This is a genomic window from Kocuria sp. APC 4018 (assembly GCF_030407675.1).
In the GTDB taxonomy this organism is placed as follows: Bacteria; Actinomycetota; Actinomycetes; order Actinomycetales; family Micrococcaceae; genus Kocuria; species Kocuria rhizophila.
Genome location: NZ_JASDCY010000016.1, coordinates 26594 through 48283 on the forward strand (window position 1 = coordinate 26594; position 21690 = coordinate 48283).

Below are 21690 nucleotides of genomic sequence, written 5' to 3' on the forward strand. Positions count from 1 at the left end.
CGCACACCACCGGGGCGCTCCGGCCGTGACCGAGACCGTTCCGCGAGGAGGCGCCGTGCGCATCGTGGTGGCACCCGACAAGTTCAAGGGCTCCGTGACCGCCCGCGAGGCCGCCGCGCACCTCGCGGCCGGGATCCGGGACGCCACCCCGGAGGCGGACGTGGTGGAGCTGCCCGTGGCCGACGGCGGCGAGGGCACGCTCGACGCCGCCCGGGAGGCCGGTTTCACGCGCCAGGACCTCACCGTCACGGGCCCCGCGGGCGATCCCGTGGCCGCGGCGTGGGCCCGGCGCGGGGACGAGGCCGTGGTCGAGATGGCGCTGGCCTCGGGCCTGGCCGCTCTGCCCCACCACGACGGCGAGCCCGTGCTGCAGGCCCGCACCGCCACGAGCCAGGGCACGGGCGAGCTGATCGCCGCCGCCCTGGACGCCGGGTGCACCCGCGTGGTCCTGGGCGTGGGCGGCAGCGCCACCACGGACGGCGGCGCCGGGATGCTCACCGCCCTGGGTCTGCGCCTGCTGGACGAGCACGGCGAGCCCCTCCTCCGCGGCGGCGCGGCTCTCGCGCACCTGCGCACCGTGGACGCCTCCCGGCTGCACCCCCGCGTGCGGGAGGCGCAGTTCGTGCTGGCCGCGGACGTGGACAACCCCCTGACGGGTCCGCGCGGCGCCGCTGCCGTCTTCGGCCCCCAGAAGGGCGCCTCGCCGCAGGACGTCACGGAGCTCGACGCCGCCCTGGGAACCTTCCGCGACCGGCTCACCGTCGCGCTCGGCGAGCCCGCCCGCGCCGCCGCCGATGCCCCGGGAGCGGGTGCCGCCGGTGGCGTGGGGTACGCGGCGCTCGCCGTGCTCGGGGCCGAGCGCAGGCCCGGCGTGGACGTGGTCCTGGACCTCGTGGACCTGGACGCCGCCGTGGCGGGCGCGGACCTTCTCGTCACGGGCGAGGGCAGCCTGGACGAGCAGAGCCTGGGCGGCAAGACCCCGCTGGGCGTGCTGCGCGTGGGCCGGCGCCACGGGGTCCCGGTGATCGCGGTGTGCGGTCGCACCACGCTGTCCCCGGAGGCGCTGGCCGAAGCGGGCTTCGCCGCCGTCCACGAGCTGCGCGCCCTCGCCCCGGACACGAACACCTCCATGCGCGAGGCCCCGCGCCTGCTGCGTGAGGTGGGTCACCGCCTACGCTCGCAGTAGCACCCGTACGCCCACCCACTTCTGCCGCATCACCGGCACGCCCCACCGAAAGGACCACCGACATGAACGCCTCACCCCAGCGCGGTTCCCGCAAGTCCTCGCACGACGACGCCGCGGCCCCGGACAGCGCGCCGCAGCGGCCCGAGGACGCGGTCGCCACGGACCACGCCCGGAACGACGAGCAGGCCACGGTGGACGTGCGCGCGAAGGTGGAGCGGGCGGCGTCGTCCCCGGAGCGTGACGAGTCTCCCGAGGAGGTTGCGGAGCATAACTCGAACCTCGCGGAGACCCCCGAGAACCGCGCCGAACGGGGTGGTGAGCGTGCCGCGCAGATCGCGCTGGCCGCCGAGGTCAACGGTGCGGAGCACGTGCGCGAACTGATCCGGGAGTACCGAGCCGAGCACCATCTCACGGGGGCGGACGAGTCCGCGGAGGCCCGGGGCACCGGACGGCGGGACGGCGAGTTCGACCTCGTGGTCCGCGGCCACCGGGTGATGTGCGGGGACCACTTCGTGCCCCGGGAGGTGGGCGTGCGGAACGGGAAGATCGCCGCGATCGAGCCGCTCGGCGCCGGTCTGCAGGGCGCGCGGGTCGTGGAGCTCGCCGAGGACGAGACGCTGCTGCCCGGCCTCGTGGACACCCACGTGCACGTGAACGAGCCCGGGCGCACCGAGTGGGAGGGCTTCGCCACCGCCACCCGGGCGGCCGCGGCGGGCGGTGTGACCACCATCGTGGACATGCCCCTGAACTCCGTGCCCGCCACCGTGAACACGGCCGCACTCGAGTACAAGCGGCTGTTCGCCCAGCAGAACGCGTTCGTGGACATCGGCTTCTGGGGCGGCGCCGTGCCCGGCAACAAGTCCGATCTGCGCCCCCTCCACGACGACGGCGTGTTCGGCTTCAAGTGCTTCCTGCTGCACTCCGGTGTGGACGAGTTCCCGCACCTGGAGGCGGACGAGATGGAGGAGGCGCTCGCCGAGATCAAGACCTTCGACTCGCTGCTGATCGTGCACGCGGAGGACTCCCGCACCATCGACAAGGCCCCGCAGCCCAAAGGCAACGTGTACGAGAACTTCCTGAAGTCCCGCCCGCGCGGTGCGGAGAACATCGCGATCGCGGAGGTCATCGAGCGCACCCGCTGGACCGGGGCCCGCTCGCACATCCTGCACCTGTCTTCCTCGGACGCAATCCCCATGATCCGCTCCGCCAAGAACGACGGCCTGGACATCACCGTGGAGACCTGCCCGCACTACCTCACGCTGCTCTCCGAGGAGATCCCGGACGGCGCCACCGCGTTCAAGTGCTGCCCGCCGGTGCGCGAGGTCTCCAACCGGGAGAAGCTGTGGGAGGGGCTGATCGACGGCACCATCGACTACATCGTCTCGGACCACTCCCCCTCCACACTGGACCTCAAGGACCTGGGCAACGGGGACTTCGGGGTGGCGTGGGGCGGCGTCTCGTCGTTGCAGCTGGGCCTGTCCCTGATCTGGACCGAGGCGCGACGCCGCGGGGTCGGGCTCGAGCGCGTGGTGCGGTGGATGTCCACGCGCCCGGCCGAGCGCGTGGGCCTGCGCGGCAAGGGCAAGCTGTCCCTGGGCTACGACGCGGACATGGCGGTCTTCGCCGCGGACGAGAGCTACGTGGTAGACGCCCAGCGCCTGAACCACAAGAACCCCATCACCCCGGACCAGGGCAAGGTGCTCTCCGGGAAGGTTCGTCGCACGTTCGTGGGCGGGCACGAGGTGGACTACGAGACGCCCACGGGCCGTCTTCTGAGCCGCGGCCAGGCCTGACGACGACGCCGTGCCCCGCCTTCGCGGGGCACGGCGTCGTCTGCCCGTCGTCCAGGTCCGGGCGTTCGGGACGACGGCGCTGTCAGACTTTCCAGGGGGTCACGAAGTCGTTCGCGGGTCGTCCTTCGACCGCCGCGAGCAGTTCAGCGGCCTGGGCGCCGTCGATCTCCTCACGGATGATGTCGGCGTGTCCCGCGTGCCGGGCGAACTCCTCCACGTGGTGCACGTAGAGGTACCGCAGTTTCGCCGGGCGGGCTTCGTCCATGCCCACCCAGGGCATGGGGCCCACGGGCAGTTCTGCTTCGAGATCCCCTTCACGGCACATCTCCATGTACTGGCCGCGGACCGCGTCGAAGGTCTCCAGCAGCGTCGCGATGTCCTCATCATCCGACGCTGTGAAGCTCGCGAAGAACGCCTCGAACGGCTGGTCGTGCTCGTGGTGTCCAGCTCCGGAGAGTGACTGCTTCATGCAGAAGATGATGTGTTTGGTGATCCCGCTGATGCTCAAAGCGCTGCGCAGGGGAGCGCAGCGTGCCTGGGCATCGTCGAGCCCGTAGGAACTCGCGCGAATCGCATCGAGCTGAACGTCCAGGTATTTGCAGAGAGTGGTGCGTTCGTCGTCGATCTGGGGCAGGTACACGGTGATGTCCTCTCAAGGTCAGCGGGTGCTGTCAGGAACATGACACCTGGGCATGCGGACAGCTCCAGTCCGCTGTGTCCGAGAGAATGCAGACATGGCCGACACCACTCAGCGCGTCCTGCGCCTGCTCGGGCTGCTGGAAGCGCGCACCACCTGGCAGGCGCACGAGCTCGCCGCCCGCATGGACGTCACGGAGCGCACCGTGCGCCGGGACGTCACCAGATTGCGGCAGCTGGGCTATCCGGTGGAGGCCGCGCGGGGGTTGGACGGCGGGTACCGCATGGGTGCCGGGCGCCGCCTTCCTCCTCTGCTGCTCGACGACGACGAAGCCATCGCGCTGGTTGCCTGCCTCCGGATGGGCGCGCTCTCGGGAGCTGACGAGGTGGGAGAAGCAGCACTGCGTGCGCTGACGAAGCTCGACCAGGTTTTGCCCCCAAGACTGCGCGCCCTCGCCTCGGCCGTCGACCGGGCCACCCGCGCCATCCCGGGCAACCGCCCACCCGTGGACCTCGCAGTTCTGCAACGGCTCGCCACGTCGCAGCGCGACCGCGCGCTGGTACGTTTCGACTACTGCAAGGCCACGGGTGAGACGAGCGCACGGGAAGTGGAGCCGGCGCGTCTCCTGACGCAGGGCGAGCACTGGTACCTGCAAGGTTTCGACCGCGGCCGGGACGACTGGCGGGTGTTCCGTCTGGACCGGATGACCGACCTCCGCAGCACCACCTGGCGCTTCGACCCACGGGAGACACCTCCACCGGAGTTCCAGCAGGATCTCCCCCACCGCTACCCCTGTCGTGTCCGTGTGGCAATGGGAATCGACGTGGAGAAGGTCCGTGCCCGGGTCCCGGCGCCCTACCGGGCCGACCTCGAATCCACTCCCCACGGCTGCCGGTTCCTGGTGGGTGCACCCGACTGGGACGACCTCGCCTGGCACATGCTGTGGATCAGTCGCGATCTCAAAACTCCCCTGACAGTTCTCGACGGTCCAGGAGCAGACCCGTTCCGAGAGGCTATGGCCCGCATTTCGGACCTGGCGCGCAGCACACGCTGAGGAGTCCCGGCCAGGGCCGATCGCCGCAGGCCATGAGAGACCGATGGTTCGGAGTCCTCCGTTTGAACTCCAGGTCAATCAGGACGGACAGCACTCAGGCAGAAGAGGTGCCCGACCGGATCGAGCATGACCCTCCACTGTTCGGGGAAAGGCTGGAAATCGGCTTCGCGGGCCCCGATCTTGAGGGCCGCCGCCACATCGGCGTCAAGGTCGTCAGCCGCGAGGTCCAGGTGCATCTGTTGGAACTGAGGCCCCTGCGGCCATGTCGGCGGTTCGTACTCGTTCACCCGCATCAGCGTCAGCATGGGGCCTGCTCCGCTCAGGCAGATGACACCCCGGTCAGGGGTGGCGAAGGCTTCCTCGAGTCCGAGCAGGCTCTTGTAGAAGGGGGCAAGGTCGTCGGGGCTGGGGCAGTCGATGGAGATCGACGCGAGGGGCGCCACACGAGTAGTCATGCACTGACGGTAGAAGATGTCACCGACAACGGCAGTCCACTGTGTCAACGGTGGATCTCACTGATGAAAACTCTCAGGTTGTCCCGTGGTCCGTTGTGATGGTGCTGATCCGCTGGGCAAGCCGGGTTTGCTGCTACCTGGCCGTGCGACAGTCCCCGTCTGCCCTGCTTCCCCCGGGGAAGCTGGCGATTCCACCGGAACTGTGTCTTGCGGCAGCCGTCCTCCTCCGCCAGGATCAGCGGAAAGGAACCGCCCCGCCGGGGCACCAGGGGGAGGGAATGGTCATGACCGAGAAGAAGACCGCCAGGGTGCAGTACGGGGTCAAAATGTTCGTCTACATCGGAGCCGCCTTGGCGATTCTGGCCAGCATCGTGGCCATCACTCTGAAGCTCTCGGCGGGGACCACGTCCGGCCTGTTCTACTCGTACTCCACGATCGCCATCGCGGTGCTCCTCATCATCTTCGTGAGGAGCAGTCCCCAGGCCAAGTGACGACCCCGGACTCCAGCGCCACCACGGGCTCGTCTCACCAGGTGATCCTGTCTTTTCCTGAGCTTTGCCCGCGCCTTACGGTGCCCTCATGACCACCTCGCCCAGCTCGGGAGCAACCCCTCGCTACAGCCACGGCCACCAGCCTGCGGTCCTCGCCTCCCACGGCACCCGGACGGCAGCGAACAGCTGCGCCTATTTCCTCGACCGGCTGCGTCCCGGGATGCGGGTTCTCGACCTGGGGTGCGGCCCCGGCTCGATCACCCTGGACCTGGCGGAAATCGTGGGCCCCGCCGGGGAGGTGGTCGGCGTGGATTTCTCCGAGGAGGCCGTCGCCGCGGCACGTGAGAACGCGCGGACGCGGGCGGACACGACCGCCACGTTCCTCGCCTCGGACTTCTTCACCGTGGACGTCGAGCCCGGTTCGTTCGACGTGGTCCACGCCCACCAGGTGCTCCAGCACGTTCCCGACCCGGTGGCGGCACTGGACGCGATGGCGGGCTACTGCGCCGAGGACGGGATCATCGCATGCCGCGACGCCGACTACGGGGTCATGGTCTGGTACCCCGAGAACGCGGGCCTCGACCGGTGGCGGGAGACGTACTGCGCGAGCTCCCGGGCTCTGGGCGGCGAACCGGATGCCGGGCGGCGGCTCCGGGCCTGGGCAAACGAGGCGGGGCTCGACGTCGAGACCGCCCAGTCCTCTACGTGGACCTACGCGACCCCCGAGACGACCCGCTGGTGGGGCGGCTCCCAGGCCGAACGCGTCCGCACCTCCGGTTTCGCCGTCCGGGCGCGAGAGCAGGGTCTCTCCCTCGCCGAGGTCGAGCAGATCGCCGTGGCCTGGCAGGACTGGGGCCGGTCCCCCGACGCCTGGTTCTGCATGCCCCACGGCGAGCTCATTGCGCGCCCCAACCTTGCAGCCCATCAGGGAAAGGCTTAATTGACCTCAGCCCCCGCCGACGGGACTCACTCCCTCTCCCAGGCAAGTCTCTCCGGGGACCACAGACAGTCCTCGGCAGAGCCATCAAGCACCGGATCGAGGAACGCGGTGGTGAGCTCAACAGCGGCATCGAAGGTGAGGAAGTCCCCACACGCTGGAACACGCCTCGCTACGGGCGGATACAGGCGGTCCCACGATTTCGGTGGGGCGAAGAACGGTGCTCCGGAGAGTCCGCGGTGTTCCCATTCGGCCGCAATGGCTTGTGAGAGTTCAATGCCGTTGACGTGCTGGGTCCGTGCGAGCACTACCAGGTCGACCAGATCTCGCACTCGGGTCGAAGACTGGTCCCCGGCGGAGCCGTACATGCTCTGCGTAGCGCAGAGCTTGTCAGCGATGTGGTCGACCACGGGGTAGAGACTGACACGGGTTGGCGGGACGGCGGGAACGAGACCTGGACGGGTACGGACCTCTGGCGAGGCAGTCATCAGGGAACCTGTCACCACATCCACGCTGAAACTGTGGCGCCGCGTCACACCACAGTAGGCGTCGAGCGATACCTTGCAGCCGGCGATGCCCGGTTGCAGAACACCCCCGGACGCTGCGCGGACCCCGGTCACGGCGAATCGGAAATGGTCACCCAGATCAATGGCGACTGCCGCCCGCAGCGCCGATACGGCATCCTCAGGGTCAGCCAATTCCGCCAGGAGGTCGACGTCCTTGGTCGTGCGCGCATCATGCACCCGAACGAGCACGGCGTTGCCTCCTTCGAGCACCCACCTCGCAGAGGGCGAAACGAACACCCGGGCGAGAAAACGATCGACGACGAACCGTCTGATGACGGCCTCAACCGGAACCCCAGAGGTCATGGACTCCGTCTTGGCATGGGCTCTGGCTGCAGCCCAGAGTGCATTGCCATCCCGATAGGGAAACCCCTCCGTCATTTCCGTCATTGCGAGATGCCGGTCGAGTCAGCGCCCGGGGGCAACGAATACCTATTGATCTCGCTCATTGCAGGTGCAGCGCTCGAGAGCAGCGCCCACTCGAAGTTCAGACCTGCCCCGTCGAGCAGGTCACCGAGCAGTGCGGCCCCGCTCGTCTGGCCGTTCCTCCGGGCCAGCGGTTCCAGCGCCACCTCCAACTCGTGAGGCGTGGCGAGATCCCTCCTCACCGCCTCGCCGACGATGTCGGCAACATGGGAGGGTTCGTGCCCGTCGCGCAGGAGGTCTGCGACGGTTCGAGCTGGTGTGGTCACCGGCAGACCACTGACAAGGGTCACGTCATCGGCGGCGAGCGCGGCGCGATGCAGTCGGATGCCCCGCCTGCTCTGCTTCCTGCCGGGAACCGAGAGTTCCGGCTCGTCATCCAGGAGATCTCCCATCCCGTGCAGTGCCGCCGCCGAGGTGTGCGACAGCACCCCGGAGGCAACGGGATCCACCAGTCGTTCTTCGGCGAACCGCCCGGCATCGAGCGACAGCCACGCAACCCGCATCGGAGTCCTTTCATCCACCGCCGCCGGGATGCCGTAGATGCCCCTGTCGAGCCGCTCGATGACACCGGCGGCTGCAAGGCGGCCCAGGTGCAGCCGACTGATGCCCTCGCTCGCTGCCTGTGCGGTGGTGAGCAACCCCCACTGGCGTGCCGCCAGCTGCGACACCTGCGACACCACCTCAAGGAGCTTCATACCTGCAATTGTATCTGTTTAGAGATACAAGTGAAGCACTTTTGACCACTGCAGCTGCCCCGGTCACCCAATTCGCGACGTTCCCACGACGGCGCCGTGCCCCGCCCCGCGAAGGCCGGGCACGGCGTCGTCGTCGCCCGGAGACGGACGAGGCGCCCACCCCGTGGAGGGTGGGCGCCTCGCTCACGCGCTACCGGAAAAAGCCGGCGCGGGTGGTCCTACGACTCGCAACAGGAGGACTGCTCCTGCTCGCCCTCGCAGCAGTGGCCCTTCTTCGGGGCGGGGACGTCCAGCACCGGGGAGCGGTCGAAGAAGCCCTCCGGGCGCAGCTTGAAGCCCACGGTGTCCACGGGCATGATCGGCCAGTCCTCCACGCGCGGGAAGTGGGTGAGCCCGAAGGTGTGCCACACCACGATGTCCGTGCCGTCCACCGAGCGGTCCTGGGCGGTCCACTCCGGCAGGCCGCCGTTACCGGCGTGCTGGTTGGGGAAGTCGCCGGTGGGGTACCGCTCGGACTCCTCGTACGGGGTGACCCACAGGGCCTTGGTGGCGAACGCGGCGCGGCGGTGGATCGAGGAGTCCTCCGAGGCCAGCATGGTGGGCAGCCCCTCCGGGTGCAGCTTGTAGCCCACGGGGTGGCCCAGCCGGTTGGTGTGCTCGGTGCTGGAGACCACCCACGTGCGCGCCCGGGACATGTCCGCGTCCCGCATGGCGGCCTTCTCCGTCTCCAGCACGGTGCGCCTGCGGGTGAACGCGTTGCCGCGGGAGTTGTCGTCGGAGATGGGCACGCGCACCGCGTCCTCCTCCTCCACGCGGCAGGGCCCGCCGTCGAGCGCGAAGTCCAGGCGCGCGGAGAACAGGTGCTGGTGGAACGGCGCACCCAGCCCCGGGGCAATTTCCGAGGCGAAGTCCGAGGAGCCGTTGGGCAGGGCGGAGGTGAAGACCACGCCGGTGGCCTTGGCCTCGAACTCGATGGTGCCGTCCAGGTAGAGGTACCAGTAGAAGCCGTAGTCGTAGTTGCCCACGGTGGTGAAGAAGGAGATCACCAGGCGGCGGTTGCGGCGGGTGTACGCCACCCCGCTCCACAGGTCCGTGTGCTTGGAGAGGATGGACCAGTCCTCCTCGTGCATGCAGATGCCGTTGGTGATCTCCCGCGGTTCGCCGCGCCCGGTCACAACCACCGGGGACAGGTAGGTGATGTCACCCAGGCAGTCGCAGCCGAGCTCCAGGGAGTTGGCCCACTGCCCCACCAGGTACTCGCCGGTGTCGAAGTAGTTCTGCCAGGACCGCACCGGGGAGGGGTCCCCGTAGGGCACCATCATCTCCGCGATGGCGGCGCGGTCCAGGATCCGGCGCTTCTGGCCCTGGTCCTCGAACGCGATGTTGTGCAGCACGAGCCCCTCGCGCATGTCGAAGCCCACGTCCAGGCTCCACTTCTCCCACTCCACGTGGTTGCCGCCGGTCACGGTGAAGGACGGCCCCTCGGGCTGGGTGATCTCGATCGGCTTCTGGGTGGTGCGCGTGGGTCCGGTGAGCTCGGGATCCGTGTAGTTGCCGTGCTCCTGCGGCACCGGGACCACCTCCAGGTCCAGCACCTGGTCCACGGCCTGGTTGGTCACGTCCACGTAGGCCACGAGCCCGTCGATCGGGTGCGCCCACGCCGAGTCCTCCTCGTGCTCCTGCAGGAACGCGAGCCCACGCAGCATGCGCCGGCCCTTCTCCTCCGGGTACTCGAACACCCCGGCGGACAGCGGCGCCACCCGCACCTTCTCCACGGGCAGGTTGCGCTTCTGCAGCGCGGCCAGCCAGCGCTCGTCCGTGGAGAGGATCTGCTCCACCATCTCGAACTCCTCCTCGAGCACCGGCAGCTCCCCGGTCTCGGAGGTGTCCAGCTCGGTCACGCTCTCCACGCGGCGGGCGGTCGCGGAGACGACGACGTCCTTGGCGGGTCCCCCGGCGACGTCGAGCAGGAACACGCGGAACCTGCGGTCCGCCGGCGCGTCCGCGGGTGTGCCCCGGGCGGGCTCGACGAGGCCCAGGTACGCCATGCGCGCCGTCTCGGGGAAGTGCCCGGCCTCTTCCAGGACCTCGCGCACCACCCGGATCTCCTCGAGGCTTTGCAGGGCGTAGGGGCTGGTGGTCTCGTGGGACATGACGGATCCTTTCGTGGCGCCGACACCGCGGCGGGCCGTGACCCGCAGAATGTGTCCCGGATCACTTTTGTTCTACGCTTGTAGAGACTAGGGCGGCCCCCGCCCCGTGACAACCCCCTGACGACCGACGACGCCGCCCGGGCACCGGCCCCACCGCGCCACCGGCGTCGCCCGCAACCCGAGCACCCCCGACCCCCAGGAGGTCCGCAGATGCCCCGAGTGGTGGACCACACCGCCCGCCAGCAGGAGATCGTGCGCGCCGTGCGGCGCGTGCTCGCCCGGGAGGGCTCCTCGGGGATGACCATGCGCCAGGTTGCCGCGGAGGCCGGGTACGCGAACGGCGCCCTCAAGCCGTACTTCGCGTCCAAGGCGGATCTCATCGAGGCCACCTACACCCACGTGTTCGAGCGCACCAACGAGCGCGTGACCCGTGCGGTGGTGGGACGCTCCGGCCTGGCCGCCCTGGAGGTGTTCTGCCGCGAGGTCATGCCCCTGGACGCGGACCGGCTGGACGAGGCCCGCGTGGTCATGACCTTCTGGCAGGAGGCCACCCACGACCCCGTGCGGGCGGAGCACAACCGGCGGTTCATGGCGCAGTGGCGCGAGTCCGTCACCGGGTGGCTGACCGAGGCCCGCGGCGCCGGGGAGCTCGCGGAGGACGTGGACCTCACCCTGTGGGGAGATACCTTGCTGACCTTCCTCCTGGGCACCCAGGTCACCGCCGCGCTCGGCCTGCCGATCGCCTCCCCCGACCTCCTGGAGGCCCAGCTGCAGGGGGTACTCGCTCCCGTGCGCGCCCGTGGCCCAGAGCACGCCGGCGCGCCGTCCCCGCTCGCGTAACCTGCTGGGATGCGTTCCCCTCGCCCGCTTCCCGCGCGCCCCGACGACCACGACGACGGCCCTCCGGCCGGCAGCCGCTACCAGCGCCTTGACAGCGCCGCCGTCCGCGGTTCCGCGGCCACCCTGCAGCGCCGGATCTACGCGCGCTTCCCCCGCCGCAGCCTGTGGGAGGTGGGCGGTGAGCTGATCGCCCTGGTGGACGAGGTGGTCGAGGGCGGCGGCATCAGCCGACGCCGGATCCGCTCGGCCCGGCTGCTCTCGCGGCTCGGCGTGCTGGTGGTGCTGCTGGTCTTCGGCACGGCCATCGCCCTGGCCGCCGCGAGCCTCTGGTCCAACCCCGACGCCCTGGGCCCCGTGGACTGGCTGCCCCTGCTGGAGACCGTGGTCAACGACCTCGTCTTCGCGGGCATCGCCATCTTCTTCCTGCTGGCCGTGCCCCAGCGCATGGAGCGCGCCCGGGTGCTGCGCGTGCTGCACCGGCTGCGCTCGCTGGCCCACGTGATCGACATGCACCAGCTCGTCAAGGTCCCCGAGCGCCTGCCGACCGCCCGTCCGGAGGCCGGGGGCACGACGTCGCCCGCGCACCCCCGCGGCCCAGGTGCCGGTTCCGCGCGGGGCGGCGGAGCGGCGTCGTCGGAGGCGGCGGTGGGTGACGCCCACGGCCGCGGCGCGGGTCCGAGCGGTGACGACGTGCCGCCGGTGGCTGCGGACGGGACCGACGCGGCATCGTCGCCAACGACGGATGAGCGCGGCGGAGAACTGTGGATGACCCGCTCCGAGATGACGCAGTACCTGGACTACTGCACCGAGATGCTCTCCCTGGTGGGCAAGACTGCGGCGCTGTTCGCGGAGGACACCACGGACGGGGACGTGCTGGATGCGGTGGAGGGCATCGAGACCCTCACCTCGGACATGGCGCGGAAGGTGTGGCAGAAGATCGCGATCATCCAGGAGCAGGCGGGCTGATCGCCCGGGATGCGGCCCGCCCGCTCCTGCGGCACGTCAGCCCGGTGGGCCGGCCGCGTGGCGCCGGGCGGACCGGTACGCCGTCGGCGACGCGCACCCCGGGAGGGTCAGGACGCCGGGGTGATGAGCCCCTGCTCCACCATCCAGTCGTAGGCCACGTCCCCCGGCTCCTCGCCGCCCTGGTCCACGCGGGCGTTGAGCTCGCGCATGGTTTCGTCCGTGAGCAGCGGGGAGAGCTGCGCGAACACGTCCTCCAGCTCCGGGTACTGCTCCAGGGTCTCGGTGCTGAACACCGGCGCGGCGTTGTAGGCGGGGAAGAACCCGCGGTCGTCCTCCAGCAGCGTGAGGTCCAGGGTGTCGATGCGTCCGTCCGTGGTGAAGGCCTCGCCGAAGTTGCAGTCCCCGGCGTCCGTGGCGGTGTAGACGGCGCCGGTGTCGTAGACCCCGATGTTTTCGTCCGGCACCCCGTCCGCCGCGCCGCGGTCCAGCCCGTACGCCTCCAGCATGGGGTTCAGCCCGTCCGGGCGGGAGTTGAACTCCGCCTCCACGCAGAACGTGCGCTCGCTCACGGGGAGCTCGGCCACGTCCGAGAACGTCTTGATGTCACCCAGCTCCGCCACGGCCTCGCTGCGCACCGCGAACCGGTAGGTGTTGTTCAGCGGGGCCGGTTCCGCCCACGTGAGCCCGTTCTCCAGGTCCGCGTCCCGCACCGCCTCGTACTGCTTCTGCTGGTCCGCGATCCCCTTCTCGTGGTTGAGGTAGGTGATCCACGCGGTGCCCGTGTACTCGTAGGTCATGTCCGCCTCCCCGGAGAGCATGACCTCGCGGGTGGGCTGGCTGCCGGGGATGTTGGTGAGGTCCGTGACCTCGAACCCGGCGGCCTGCGCGGCGAGCACGGCCATCTTGCCCAGGATGAGCTGCTCCGTGAAGTTCTTGCCCGCCACCTTGAGGTGCGCGTCCTCCGGCAGCCCCTCGATCGGCTGGATGGTGCCCGGTCCGGCCGCGGGCACGTAGGACGAGGCCGGCTGCAGTCCGCAGCCCGCCAGCAGCAGGACCCCGGCCACGGCGGCCACACCCGAGGCGGCACGTCGCCCCCGGCGGCGCGAGCGGTGCCGCCCACCGGGGGACGCCGGGGCCGCGGTGTTCCGGTGCGCGGCGTCGTCGCCGTCCGGGGCGGGAGCGGCCGGGCCCGACGACGCCGCGCCGCCCGGCCACCCGCAGCCGTGGACTTCCGATGCGTGCGTCATGGTCACAGTCCCTTCGGTCGGGCCACGTGCTCGACCACGCGGCCGAGCCAGTCGACGACGATGGCGAGCAGTGCCACCAGCAGCGATCCCACCACGAGGACCTTGGTCAGGTTGAGGTTCACACCGGTGGTGATGAGGATGCCCAGCCCGCCGCCGTTGATGAACGTGGCCAGCGTGGCCGTGCCGACCAGCAGCACGAGCGCCGTGCGGATCCCGGCGAGCATCACGGGGACGGCCAGGGGAAGCTCCACCCGGAACAGCACCGCGGCGGCGCTCATGCCCATGCCCCGCCCGGCCTCCACGAGCCGCTGGTCCACCTGCTGCAGCCCCACCATGGTGTTGCGCAGCACCGGGAGCACGGCGTAGGCCACCAGGGCGATGACGGCCGCGGTGAAACCGAAGCCCACGATGAAGGCCAGCAGCACGATCAGACCGATCGCGGGAGCGGCCTGCCCGATGTTCGCGACCACCATGACCGGCCCGGAGAGCCGCCGGAACGGGCGCCGGCTCAGCAGGATGCCCAGCGGGATGGCGATCACCAGCACGATGGCCGCGGCCACCACCGTGAGCTGCAGGTGCTCCACGGTGTAGTCCCAGAGGTTTGCCGGGGCCAGAGTGGTCCGCTCCGTCTCGCTCAGGTCGCCGAAGGCCAGGTAGGACCACAGGCCCACGATCGCCAGGAGCACCACGACCAGCTGGATCCACAGTGCGCGCATGCCCCCGCTCGTGAGGGTCTCGGCCTCGGCCCGGGCGGCATCGGGGGCCTGAGTCGTGGCGCTCATGCCCGCCCGCCCCGGACCTCGGGAGCGGCACCCTGCTCGGGCCCTGCGGGGCCTCCGTGCGCCGGGTCTCCGTGGCCGGGGGACGGCGTGGCGCTCACCGAGGGGTCCGCGTCGCTGCCCTCGGCGGTCGCCTCGCCCTCCCCGGCGGGAGCTCTGCCGTGCCCGACGGGTGCTTCGCCCGGTGCCGCGGCGTGAGATCCGGCGGCTGCGGGCTCGGAGGTGGAGGCGGTGAACTGCGCCGTGTTCGCTCCCTCGGGGCTCTCGGAGTCCTTTCGGGCCGCGGACTGGGATGCGGAGATCGCGTCCATGATGGTCGCGATGGTCACCAGGCCCACCAGGCGGCCCCGGCGGTCCACCACGAGCGCACTGCCCGTGCTGCCCATGAGCATCGCATCCAGGGCGTCGTGGAGCGTGGACTGCGCCGTCACCAGGGGGAGGGTGGGGTCCGCCGCGGCGGGCAAGGTCCGCAACCGCTCCACCTGCCGGCGGGACAACCACTGCACGGGCCGTCCGGAGGAATCCGTGAGCACCACGTTCTCCTCTCCCGCGGCCACCATGCCCGCCAGCACGTCAGCGGGTGCGGTGTCCGCCGCGGCCACGTGGGCGTCTGCCAGCTCCACCTCACCCACCCTGCTCAGGGTGAGCTGCTTGAGGCCCGCGCCGGAACCGATGAAGCTCTCCACGAAGTCGTCCGCGGGATTGGCCAGGATCCGCTCCGGGGAGTCGTACTGCACGAGCCGTGCCCCCTCGTCGAACACGGCAATCCAGTCCCCGAGCTTCACGGCCTCGTCGAAGTCGTGGGTCACGCACACGATGGTCTTCTGCAGCTCGGCCTGGATGTTGAGCAGCTCGTTCTGCAGCCGCTGACGGGTGATGGGGTCCACGGCTCCGAAGGGCTCGTCCATGAGCAGCACGGGCGGGTCCGCCGCGAGCGCCCGGGCCACTCCCACACGCTGCTGCTGGCCGCCGGAGAGCTCCTTGGGGTAGCGGTCCCGGTAGGTGTCCGGGTCCAGGGAGACGAGTTCGAGCAGCTCGTCCACGCGGCGCGCGATGCGCTTTCTGTCCCACTTCAGCATCTTGGGGACCAGGGCGATGTTCGCCCCCACCGTCATGTGCGGGAACAGCCCACCGGCCTGGATGACGTAGCCGATGTTGCGGCGCAGCTTGTCACCGTCCATGCCCGTGACGTCGTCCCCGTTGATCACGATGCTGCCGCTCGAGGGCTCGATGAGCCTGTTGATCATCTTCAGCGTGGTGGTTTTGCCGCACCCGGAGGGGCCCACGAGCATGACCACGCTGCCGGCCGGGATCTCCAGGGTGAGACCACCCACCGCGGGCTTCTTCTGGCCCGGGTACCGCTTGGTGACCTGCTGCAGAAGGATGGCGGCACCGCTCACGGACTGCTCGCCGGTTGCTGCTGCTGACTGTTCAGACACGGATACCTCGCGGAGTGGTGAGTCGACCGATGAGCACGAGCGCCAGGTCGAGGATGACGGCCAGGACGATCACACCCACCACGCCCACGACGACCGACTCGAAGGCATTGGCACCTCCCAGCCGGGACAGGCCCGAGAAGATGAATCCGCCCAGTCCCGGGCCGAGGGTGTAGGCGGCCACGGCGGCAATGCCCATGACCATCTGCGCGGAGACCCGGATGCCCGCCATGATCACCGGCCAGGCCATGGGGATCTCCACGGTGAGCAGGGTGCGCAGCTGGCTCATGCCGATCCCGCGCGCGGATTCCCGCACGGCGCCGGGGATCCCGCTGAGTCCCACCACGGCGTTGCGCAGGATGGGCAGGGTGGCGAAGAACGTCACCACGATCACGGCCGGGGTGACGCCGAAGCCGAACGGTGCGATGAGCAGCCCGATGAGCGCGAAGGACGGGATGGTGAGCCCCACGGCGGAGACCCCGTTGGCGATCCCCGAGGCCGTGGAGCTGCGGTAGACCAGCGCGGCGATGACCACCGCCAGCACCGTGGCCAGCACCAGGCACTGGACCACCAGGCTGAAGTGCTGCCAGGACGCGAAGAGGATCTCCTCGCGTCTCTGGGTGATGAAGTCCCACATGGGTGTACCGGCTCCTCGGATCGGCGCGGAACCGGCGTTCGACGCAGCGGGCCGTGGCCCCGCCGCGGACTGCCGGCTCGGTGCCGGCAGGAGCCGTCTCTCGCTCTTCGATCGTAGGTGCATTCGCATCTTTCGGGACCACGCCGCGCCGCACCCCGCGGGTTCGGCCCGCACCCGGCGCGACTCCAGCGTGGTTCTCCGAGCCACCGTGCCCCCGCGCCTCCGCACCGGGGCCGAGCCGAGCGGCGTCGTGCGCGTCCCGCTGTCAGCGGAACCCGCCGCCACGATCTTGCAGGCTTCGGGAGCGCGGTGCCACAGTAGAAGTCATCACCCGATAGAAAGGACCCTTAGCAATGTCTGACCTGTCCGGAAAGAAGATCCTCCTCCTCGTGAACAACCAGGGCGTGGAGCAGGACGAGCTGAAGGTGCCCGCCGACAAGCTGCGCGCCGACGGCGCGGAGGTCACGGTGGCCGCCCCCGAGTCCGGCGAGGTGAAGTCCCTCGTGGGCGACTGGGACCTCGGCGAGACCTTCCCCGTGGACGCGACCATCTCCTCCGTGGACGATGCCGCGTACGACCTCCTGCTGCTGCCCGGCGGCACCCTGAGCGCGGACTCCTTGCGCCTGGACGAGGACGCGCAGAAGATCGCCAAGGCCTTCGCCTCCTCCGGGCGCCCGGTGGCCTCCATCTGCCACGGCCCGTGGCTGCTCGTGGAGTCCGGCCTGGTGGACGGCAAGACCCTGACCTCCTACCAGTCGGTCAAGACGGACATCGTCAACGCCGGCGGCAGCTGGGTGGACGAGCAGGTGAAGGTGTGCCCCGCCAACGGCTGGACGCTCATCACCTCCCGCAACCCCGGTGACCTGGACGCGTTCGTGGGCGCCATCGAGGACCAGCTCACCGCCTGATCCGCGCCCCTTCACACCGCACGACGACGGCGGGCTCCACCTTCCCGGTGGGGCCCGCCGTTCGCGTGGGTCAGGTGGTTGCGAGGGTCAGCGGCCCAGCACGTTCCTCAGCGCACCCAGGATCAGGGTCACAGACTCCAGGGACGCGTTCGGGCCCATGAGCCCGATGCGCCACACGGTGCTCGCGTACTCCTTCACGCCGGGGCCGATCTCGATGTTGTAGGTCTCCAGCAGCTCCTTGCGGACCGCGGCGGAGTCCACGCCCTCCGGGACCTTTACGGTGGTCAGCTCCGGCAGGCGGTGGCCCTCACGGGCGAAGAGCTCCAGGCCCATCTCCTGCAACCCGTCCTGCAGCGCACGGCCCGCGGCCTCGTGACGCTCGCGGACGGCGTCGAGACCTTCGGCCAGCACGCGGCGCAGACCGGCCTCCAGGGAGGCGACCATCGCGACCGGCGCGGTGTGGTGGTAGGTGCGGGTGGCCCCGGAGGCCTCCCCCACGTAGCCGCCCAGCATCCCGAGGTCCAGGTACCACGAGCGGGGCTTGTCCACGCGGCGCTCCCACGCCCGGTCCGACACCGTGAACGGCGCCAGGCCGGGGGCCACGCCCAGGCACTTCTGGGTGCCCGCGTAGCCGATGTCGATGCCCCACTCGTCCGCCTTCAGCTCGATCCCGCCGATGGACGTCACGGCGTCCACGAGGAGCAGGGCGTCACCCTTGAGCGCGCCGAGGGCGGCGATGTCCGAGCGGACACCCGTGGAGGTCTCCGCGTGCACCGCCGCGATGATCTTCGGGGACGGGTGCGCCGCGGCCACCTTCTCAGGATCCACGGGCTCGCCGAACGGGAAGTCCACACGGGTCACCTCGGCACCGCAGCGGGCGGCGACGTCGCACATGCGCTCCCCGAACAGGCCGTTGACCGCGATCACCACGGGGTCCCCCGGGTTCACGAAGTTCACAAATGCCGCCTCCATGCCCGCGGAGCCGGTGGCGGACAGCGGCAGGGTGCGGCGGTTCTCGGTGCCCCACACCTTCCGCAGCCCGTCGCACGCGCTGTCCATGACCGCGAGGAACTGCGGGTCCAGGTGGCCCAGCAGCGGGCGCGCGAGCGCCTCGGTGGCCTCCGGGTACGGGTTGGTGGGGCCGGGACCGAACAGGTGGCGGACGGTCATGATCTCGCTCATGGAAGGGTCTCCTGACTGCGCCGGCCTCGCTCGAGTTCTCGCGAGGCGGTGTCCGCGGGAGAACCGGCGGACGGCGGCGCGCTGTGGTGTGCGGGGCCACCTCCAGAGTAGAGCCAGATCACAGCCCACGCGATGACCGGCCGTTTCCCGCCCCGGCCACTCGCTCGCGCTTCTGCGGTCGAACCGCTTCACCCCGGCGCTCTCGTGCCGTGCTTTCCGCCCGACGACGCCGCGGGGCTCAGCCGGCCAGCTCGGCCCGCCGCTGGCGCAGCTCCCGTTCCGCGAATCGCAGGGGGGACCCGTGGAACGGCAGGGCCTCGAGGTCGACGGTGCTCGCGGCTTTCAGCGCCAGCGCGTTCGCCGAGTGGGCCGCGCGCTCCGGCAGCCCGATGGCACGGGCGAAGGCGGCCCAGTGACGCGCCCGAAGGTTCTCTACCCGCCCGTCCACGGGCAGCGCCTGCGTCCTGTCGTCGTAGAGGAGCGTGCAGGGCACGTCGTAGACGGGGGCCACCTCGAACCGTCCGCCGGTGCCCGCAAGCACCGAGACGTTCTTCGCGTGGAGATCGCCGTTGCCGGTCAGCCACGAGAACACGAACTGGAGGTAGAGGTTCCTGGTGGCCACCAGGGGAGCCGCCGTCGTATCCGCGAGCGAGCGCACCACCTCCTCCGAGGTGAGGGTGTACTTCGCCGCCGGAGCCAGCCCGATGACCTGGCACGCGTCCTCCGCGGCGATGCGGGACCAGCTGCCGTCGCGGAATGTCCGGTCGAACCGCTCCACCATCAGCCCGGCAACGCCATGACGGTCCACCACGGTCTGCGCCGGGGCCACCGGGATCCTGAGGTGCCTCGCGGCGGTGAGGTGCAGTGCCTCGTTGGCGACGAGATGGGGGTGGTCCGGGGGATCCAGTTTGAGGATGTAGCGTTTCTCCGCCGCGGCCACGGGGGCGGTGAGCATCGACGCGCTGGCCTTCTCCTGGACCCCCGGCAGGGCGTGGAGGTCCAGAGCGGTGGCGAGTCGTGAGAAGTCGACGTCCTGCAGGTGAGCCGTGTCGACCAGTGGGTCGGGCTCGGCCGGAGGGGTTCCCGCGGGAACCACCTGGACGTCCCCCGGGGCATCGGCCCCCACGGCCATGAGCAGGGAGAGCTCGTCGTCAGGACTCGTCTTGATCGCGTTGCGCAGGACGGTCAGACGGTGACCCTCCGGCAGCAGACCCGCGAAGAACGAGGGCACCCCGCCCGATGCCGTGGTCACGGGAGTGTCCAGAACGGGCAGCGTCGTCGCCACCGGAGGGCCTCCCAGCGAGCGGTACTGCTCGTCGTAGGTGAACACGGTGCTCGCGGCGTCACCCCGTTCCAGTCGTGCCGCCAGCCGTCCGGCCTTGTAGACATCCGCTGCGGCGACCGAGCGCAGGCGCTGCACGTCCGCCGTCATGCCACGCTCACCCGCAGACCAAGCACGCCGGCGGTGGCGACGAGGGCGGCCACCGTGGGGTTGCCCCGTCCCGTCTCGATGGCGCGCACCGTCCTCTCGGAGACGCCCGAGAGGTCCGCGAGGTCTTTCTGGGTGAGACCCGCCTCCCGGCGTGCCCGCCGGATGGCCTCGCCCGGTTCCACGATCCCCTGCATCAGTCTCTCCCTCCGGCAAGAAATTGCCGATATCGGTTCATAAAACCTCATTGTGCCGCCGAACCCCGAGAACCGGCAAGATGTTGCCTTTCTGGGCTCCACGGCGTCGTCGAACTCACCCAAGGCGGATTATCGGCAGGATGCTGCCGCTCTGGGCAGGAAGCTCAGCGCGAGAACCACGGCCGCCACGATGAGCCCCAGGATGCACAGCACCGCGCCGTTCCACCCCGCGGCGGTGAAGGGGACGCCCACCGCGTAGCCGAGCACCGACGATCCCCCGTAGTAGAACAGCGTGTACAGCGAGGACGCCTGCGCCCGACCCTCCGTGGCGAGGGCGGGGACCCACCCGTTGGCCACGGAGTGCGCCGCGAAGAACCCGGCCGTGAACACGAGCAGCCCCGCCACGACCACCGGCAGCCACGGCACGGCGGTGAGCAGCAGTCCGCCGAGCATCACCAGGGCGGAGTCGAGCAGCACGGGCTTCCGACCGAATCGCCCCGCGAGGCCCCCGGCCCGGGCGGAGGACCACGTGCCGGAGAGGTAGGCCAGGAACAGCACCGAGATCACGCTCTGCGGCACGTTGTACGGGGCCTCGCCCAGGTGGAAGCCGATGTAGTTGTAGACGGCCACGAACCCACCCATGAGCAGGAAGCCCTGCAGGTAGAGGGTCAGCAGGCGGGGGTCCTTGAGGTTGGTCCACAGGTGGTCCAGCAGTCCGTGCTCGCCCGTGATCTTGACGGGTTGGGCCGTGAAACCGCGCTGCCGTGGGGCGAGCAGGATGAAGACGACGGCGGCGGCCGCCGCGATCAGGGCAACCACCGACGTGCCCACGCGCCAGCCGAAGAAGTCCGCGAGGGGTGCGGCCACGATCCTGCCGGAGAGCCCGCCGAGGCTCGTTCCGGAGATGTAGGTGCCCGCCGCCGCTGCTCCGTGGCGCGAGCTGACCTCCTCCGCGAGGTAGGCCATGGCCACCGCCGGGATGCCACCCAGGGCCACGCCCTCCACGAAGCGCAGGGCCACGAGGGACTCGAACGTGGGCATGAGCCCCACGAGCACACCGAGCACCGTGGCCGCGCTCACCGCGGCGACCATCGTGCGACGTCGCCCCCACCGGTCGGAGACCAGGGACCACGGGATCACACCCACCGCCAGGCCCATGGTGGCGGCGGAGACGGCGAGTGCCGACTGGGCGGCGTCCACGTGGAGGTCCTCGGCGAGGATGGGGAGCACGCCCTGCACGGAGTACAGCTGCGCGAACGTGGCCACCCCCGCGCACAGCAGCGCCACGAGGATCCGCCGGTACCCCGAGCTGCCCTTCTCGTAGCCCTCCCACGCTGTGCGCGACGATCCCATGCTCGAAGCCACCTTCTGCTCGCCGACGATCCTCTGCCCCGGGCACCACGTGGACGTCCGTGCTCCGCGCGGCCCCCGCCAGGCTACGCCCGGACGACGCCGCCCGGGTCAAGGAGGCGACCGTGCGGCGTCGCCCGCACGGCCCCCGAGCACGACGGCGCCCGCACCCTCCCGTGGTGGGTTCTAGCGATCCCCGCAACACCCTGAATTTCAGGGAGTTGCGGGGATCGTGTTGTCAGATGAGTTGAAGGTGGCGTTTTTCCAGGCGCTGGAACGTGGGGATGGCAGCATCACAGTGGCTGCTCGCGATGTTGGTGTGAACCGGA

Annotated in this window: 21 protein-coding genes; 8 read left to right on the forward strand and 13 right to left on the reverse strand. The window is 70.3% G+C overall.

The window, feature by feature from the left end:
• Positions 1–55: 55 nt before the first annotated feature.
• Both QL985_RS04760 and allB read left to right on the forward strand, forming a co-directional pair.
• The gene (locus QL985_RS04760) at positions 56–1186 is read left to right on the forward strand and encodes a glycerate kinase (RefSeq protein WP_019310613.1); all 1131 of its coding nucleotides are present in this window, start codon (positions 56–58) and stop codon (positions 1184–1186) included.
• A gap of 473 nt (positions 1187–1659) precedes the next feature.
• Positions 1660–2979 carry an allantoinase AllB gene (gene allB / locus QL985_RS04765; RefSeq protein WP_029603401.1) on the forward strand — a complete coding sequence of 440 codons (1320 nt, stop codon included), beginning with the start codon at positions 1660–1662 and terminating at the stop codon, positions 2977–2979.
• An 82-nt stretch (positions 2980–3061) separates the two neighbouring features.
• On the opposite strand, the gene QL985_RS04770 is transcribed toward allB, so the two are convergent.
• On the reverse strand, positions 3062–3619 hold the full coding sequence (locus tag QL985_RS04770; RefSeq protein WP_019310615.1) for a DUF664 domain-containing protein: 558 nt from the start codon (positions 3617–3619) through the stop codon (positions 3062–3064).
• Positions 3620–3713: 94 nt separating this feature from the next.
• Here QL985_RS04770 and QL985_RS04775 point away from each other — a divergent pair, with 94 nt between their 5' ends.
• Positions 3714–4670 (forward strand): transcriptional regulator, encoded by a 957-nt coding sequence (locus QL985_RS04775; RefSeq protein ID WP_019310616.1) that lies wholly within the window; start codon positions 3714–3716, stop codon positions 4668–4670.
• Between the two features lie 74 nt (positions 4671–4744).
• Here QL985_RS04775 and QL985_RS04780 read toward each other — a convergent pair whose 3' ends face one another.
• On the reverse strand, positions 4745–5125 hold the full coding sequence (locus tag QL985_RS04780) for a VOC family protein (RefSeq protein ID WP_029603403.1): 381 nt from the start codon (positions 5123–5125) through the stop codon (positions 4745–4747).
• A 284-nt stretch (positions 5126–5409) separates the two neighbouring features.
• Here QL985_RS04780 and QL985_RS04785 point away from each other — a divergent pair, with 284 nt between their 5' ends.
• Both QL985_RS04785 and QL985_RS04790 read left to right on the forward strand, forming a co-directional pair.
• Positions 5410–5616 carry a hypothetical protein gene (locus QL985_RS04785; RefSeq protein ID WP_124109525.1) on the forward strand — a complete coding sequence of 69 codons (207 nt, stop codon included), beginning with the start codon at positions 5410–5412 and terminating at the stop codon, positions 5614–5616.
• Between the two features lie 88 nt (positions 5617–5704).
• Positions 5705–6556, forward strand: coding sequence for a class I SAM-dependent methyltransferase (locus tag QL985_RS04790; RefSeq protein WP_019310619.1), 852 nt, complete (start codon positions 5705–5707; stop codon positions 6554–6556).
• A gap of 26 nt (positions 6557–6582) precedes the next feature.
• Here QL985_RS04790 and QL985_RS04795 read toward each other — a convergent pair whose 3' ends face one another.
• The 3 genes from QL985_RS04795 to QL985_RS04805 all read right to left on the reverse strand — a co-directional run bounded on the left by QL985_RS04795 (position 6583) and on the right by QL985_RS04805 (position 10390).
• Positions 6583–7422 carry a nucleotidyl transferase AbiEii/AbiGii toxin family protein gene (locus QL985_RS04795; RefSeq protein ID WP_223110546.1) on the reverse strand — a complete coding sequence of 280 codons (840 nt, stop codon included), beginning with the start codon at positions 7420–7422 and terminating at the stop codon, positions 6583–6585.
• A gap of 80 nt (positions 7423–7502) precedes the next feature.
• A complete protein-coding gene (locus QL985_RS04800) occupies positions 7503–8237 on the reverse strand; it encodes a type IV toxin-antitoxin system AbiEi family antitoxin domain-containing protein (RefSeq protein ID WP_019310621.1) in 735 nt (244 codons plus the stop codon).
• A 218-nt stretch (positions 8238–8455) separates the two neighbouring features.
• Entirely contained in the window at positions 8456–10390 is a 1935-nt protein-coding gene (locus QL985_RS04805) for a primary-amine oxidase (protein ID WP_019310622.1), read from the reverse strand.
• A 210-nt stretch (positions 10391–10600) separates the two neighbouring features.
• Between QL985_RS04805 and QL985_RS04810 the strand changes: the two genes are divergently transcribed.
• Both QL985_RS04810 and QL985_RS04815 read left to right on the forward strand, forming a co-directional pair.
• Complete coding sequence (locus tag QL985_RS04810; RefSeq protein WP_039100963.1) at positions 10601–11230, forward strand: TetR/AcrR family transcriptional regulator; 630 nt, start codon at positions 10601–10603, stop codon at positions 11228–11230.
• 9 nt (positions 11231–11239) lie between these two features.
• On the forward strand, positions 11240–12196 hold the full coding sequence (locus QL985_RS04815; RefSeq protein WP_019310624.1) for a hypothetical protein: 957 nt from the start codon (positions 11240–11242) through the stop codon (positions 12194–12196).
• Between the two features lie 107 nt (positions 12197–12303).
• Here the strand turns inward: QL985_RS04815 and QL985_RS04820 are convergent, their stop codons facing one another.
• The 4 genes from QL985_RS04820 to QL985_RS04835 are packed head-to-tail and all read right to left on the reverse strand — an operon-like array spanning position 12304 to position 16295.
• Complete coding sequence (locus QL985_RS04820; protein ID WP_259906117.1) at positions 12304–13449, reverse strand: glycine betaine ABC transporter substrate-binding protein; 1146 nt, start codon at positions 13447–13449, stop codon at positions 12304–12306.
• Complete coding sequence (locus QL985_RS04825; RefSeq protein WP_183085932.1) at positions 13446–14225, reverse strand: ABC transporter permease; 780 nt, start codon at positions 14223–14225, stop codon at positions 13446–13448. The genes QL985_RS04820 and QL985_RS04825 overlap by 4 nt, the downstream gene beginning before the upstream one ends.
• Entirely contained in the window at positions 14222–15661 is a 1440-nt protein-coding gene (locus QL985_RS04830) for an ABC transporter ATP-binding protein (protein ID WP_100205740.1), read from the reverse strand. Before QL985_RS04830 ends, QL985_RS04825 begins: the two co-directional genes overlap by 4 nt.
• Complete coding sequence (locus QL985_RS04835; RefSeq protein ID WP_019310628.1) at positions 15654–16295, reverse strand: ABC transporter permease; 642 nt, start codon at positions 16293–16295, stop codon at positions 15654–15656. The genes QL985_RS04830 and QL985_RS04835 overlap by 8 nt, the downstream gene beginning before the upstream one ends.
• Positions 16296–16648: 353 nt before the next feature.
• On the opposite strand from QL985_RS04835, the gene QL985_RS04840 reads away from it, so the two are divergent.
• A complete protein-coding gene (locus QL985_RS04840; RefSeq protein WP_019310629.1) occupies positions 16649–17203 on the forward strand; it encodes a type 1 glutamine amidotransferase domain-containing protein in 555 nt (184 codons plus the stop codon).
• 87 nt (positions 17204–17290) lie between these two features.
• Here the strand turns inward: QL985_RS04840 and QL985_RS04845 are convergent, their stop codons facing one another.
• From QL985_RS04845 to QL985_RS04860, 4 genes are all read right to left on the reverse strand, one after another.
• Positions 17291–18385, reverse strand: coding sequence for an alanine--glyoxylate aminotransferase family protein (locus QL985_RS04845; RefSeq protein ID WP_259906118.1), 1095 nt, complete (start codon positions 18383–18385; stop codon positions 17291–17293).
• A 238-nt stretch (positions 18386–18623) separates the two neighbouring features.
• Positions 18624–19817: a HipA domain-containing protein gene (locus tag QL985_RS04850; RefSeq protein ID WP_259906119.1), complete on the reverse strand. Its 1194-nt coding sequence runs from the start codon at positions 19815–19817 to the stop codon at positions 18624–18626.
• On the reverse strand, positions 19814–20011 hold the full coding sequence (locus QL985_RS04855; RefSeq protein WP_019310632.1) for a helix-turn-helix transcriptional regulator: 198 nt from the start codon (positions 20009–20011) through the stop codon (positions 19814–19816). Before QL985_RS04855 ends, QL985_RS04850 begins: the two co-directional genes overlap by 4 nt.
• Before the next feature lie 129 nt (positions 20012–20140).
• On the reverse strand, positions 20141–21364 hold the full coding sequence (locus QL985_RS04860; RefSeq protein WP_259906120.1) for an MFS transporter: 1224 nt from the start codon (positions 21362–21364) through the stop codon (positions 20141–20143).
• Between the last annotated feature and the right edge of the window lie 326 nt (positions 21365–21690).